This is a genomic window from Streptomyces chiangmaiensis (assembly GCF_036281785.1).
GTDB lineage: Bacteria > Actinomycetota > Actinomycetes > Streptomycetales > Streptomycetaceae > Streptomyces > Streptomyces chiangmaiensis.
In genome coordinates, this window is sequence record NZ_JAYWVC010000566.1 from 1 (window position 1) to 1442 (window position 1442).

The window sequence follows — 1442 nt, forward strand, 5'->3', positions numbered from 1 at the left end:
CGCTGCCCCACCAAGGTGGGCAGAACCCACACCGGACCTTACGGTTCGCATGGGATCGCCTAGCTGATCAGCGACGCTTTGGTCAACTGTCGGTTGGCGTCTCGGGCAGCCTCCAGTTCAGCCTCGCGCTCCTCCAAAGACGCGGTCAGATCGACGGCTTGCTGTTCCAGGCGCGTGATGGTCCGCTGGAGTTCTTCGACGTCGGCGGGGGCGCCGAGGCCAGAATCGCGCCAGACCTGCTCCCCAAGCGCCTCGGACAGGCGCTTTTCCAGTTGCCGGATGCGGGCGACGAGCCGGGTGTTGCGGGCCTGGGCGTTGGCGAGGTCGGCCTGGAGCGAGGCACGGCTGACCGGGGTGGCGCCCGCCGAATCCCGATCGGCGGGCTCGAGTTCGGCGGCGTGGACCAGGGCGAGCAGATCCCGGTGGCGGTAGAGGAAGGTGCGGTCCACCCCTGCTTGTCGGGCGATGCCGGAGACGCTGATGGGCGAGCCGTTCGTGGTCGCCGCTTTGAGGGCGTGGAGCACCCTGTGCCGCTCGAAAAGTCGTCGCCGCAGGTCACGCGGCGTATCTGTACTCGTTGATGAGGCCACCGAGGATCCGGGTGCGCAGCAGCTCGTGGGCGCCGCTGTCTATCGCGGTGGGCTGTTTCTGGGCATCGGGTGGTAGCTGGTTGCGCGCCTGGTGGGGCCGATGCTCGTTGTGGTGCCTCTGGTAGGCCGCAAGCACCTGCCGGGCATGCGCCTCTCCCATGACGAGGATGTGGTCGAGTACCTCGCGGCGGAGGCTGCCGATGACGCGCTCGCAGTGGGCGTTCATCCAAGGCGCCCGCGGTGCACTCTTGATCACGTCCAGTTCCTCTGCCTCGAAGACCGCGTCGAACGCCTCGCCGTACTTGCCGTCTCCATCGCGCAGCAGAAACCGCAGGGACTCCTCGCCGGCGAGTCGCAGTACGAGGCTCTTGAGCGCCATGACGGTCGGCGGCCGACCGGTGCGCCCGCGCGCGCTGTAGTCCCACTTCGCGGCGACGAATCGGCGATGCCAGCCGAGCAGGGTGCCCGGAGTGACCGGAAAGACCTCACGCCAGCGACACCGAGGTATCAGCCCCGACAAGGCAGCAAACCACAACCGATCGACTGGCTCGTAGCGGACCGGGCCGGCCAGCTACCGGCGCAGCACCGCGTTCTCGTGGCGCAGGACGAGAAGCTCAGCGTCTTTCGCCGCATCCCCGCGCAGCAGCAACGACGGCAGGGAGAGCAACTTCCGGGTCACCTTGTATAACAGGAACACGATCATCCGGGCATGCTCCCAACCGACGAACCGTCACCGCTGCCACCTGCGACAACGACTTTTCGAGCAGCACAGCTGTACCTGGTGGCGGTCGTGATCGGCGTGGCGGGGGCGGTGCTGGTGGGGCGGATCAGAGGGTGGACTAACCTCGCGTA

The 1442-nt window shown here is 67.4% G+C and carries 3 protein-coding genes; all 3 read right to left on the minus strand.

The features are described 5' to 3' along the window. Window positions 1-59: 59 nt before the first annotated feature. Genes VXC91_RS45565 through VXC91_RS45575 form a run of 3 tightly spaced genes read right to left on the minus strand, consistent with a single transcriptional unit; the run spans window position 60 to window position 1293 of the window. The gene (locus tag VXC91_RS45565; RefSeq protein ID WP_329513207.1) at window positions 60-524 is read right to left on the minus strand and encodes a hypothetical protein; all 465 of its coding nucleotides are present in this window, start codon (window positions 522-524) and stop codon (window positions 60-62) included. Between the two features lie 31 nt (window positions 525-555). Then, entirely contained in the window at window positions 556-1161 is a 606-nt protein-coding gene (locus VXC91_RS45570; RefSeq protein ID WP_329513209.1) for an integrase core domain-containing protein, read from the minus strand. Continuing rightward, the gene (locus VXC91_RS45575) at window positions 1162-1293 is read right to left on the minus strand and encodes an integrase (protein ID WP_329513208.1); all 132 of its coding nucleotides are present in this window, start codon (window positions 1291-1293) and stop codon (window positions 1162-1164) included. Window positions 1294-1442 lie beyond the last annotated feature (149 nt).